This is a genomic window from Bacillus sp. LR--39 (genome assembly GCF_053613335.1).
This window is the reverse complement of record NZ_JBSIOT010001122.1, coordinates 1-624: the sequence shown is the minus strand read 5'-3', so window position 1 is coordinate 624 and position 624 is coordinate 1. Positions and strand designations below refer to the sequence as shown.

Here is a 624-nt window from a genome sequence, read left to right as displayed (position 1 = left end):
TCTTCTCCTTAAATCCAAAGGTTGACCGCCTGACCCTTTCTTGTGAAATGACAATTAACAGTCAGGGACAGGTGACAGAGCACAAGATCTTCCAAAGTGTCATCAAAACAACGGAAAGAATGACATATTCAGATGTAAATAAAATTCTTGTTGACGATGATGAAGAGCTGAAACAAAAATACGAGCCTCTTGTTCCGATGTTCAAAGACATGGAGCGCCTGGCTCAAATTCTGCGCGATAAGCGGATGGACCGCGGCGCCGTTGACTTTGATTTCAAAGAAGCAAAGGTGCTTGTTGATGACGAAGGAGCGGTTAAAGACGTTGTGATCAGAGAACGCTCTGTCGCCGAGAAGCTGATTGAAGAATTTATGCTTGTGGCAAACGAAACAGTGGCAGAGCATTTCCATTGGATGAACGTCCCGTTTATATACCGGATTCACGAAGAGCCGAATGCTGAAAAGCTGCAAAAGTTTTTAGAGTTTGTGACGACATTTGGCTATGTGGTGAAAGGAACGGCGGGAAATATTCATCCGCGCGCGCTGCAAAGCATTCTGGACGCTGTGCGTGACAGACCAGAGGAAACGGTTATATCTACTGTTATGCTCCGTTCGATGAAACAGGCGA

1 protein-coding gene is annotated in these 624 nt (G+C 45.5%); it reads left to right on the top strand.

The window, feature by feature from the left end:
* Positions 1-624: RNB domain-containing ribonuclease (locus ACWHAR_RS28845; protein ID WP_452088670.1), on the top strand; the 624-nt coding region annotated here is incomplete at both ends.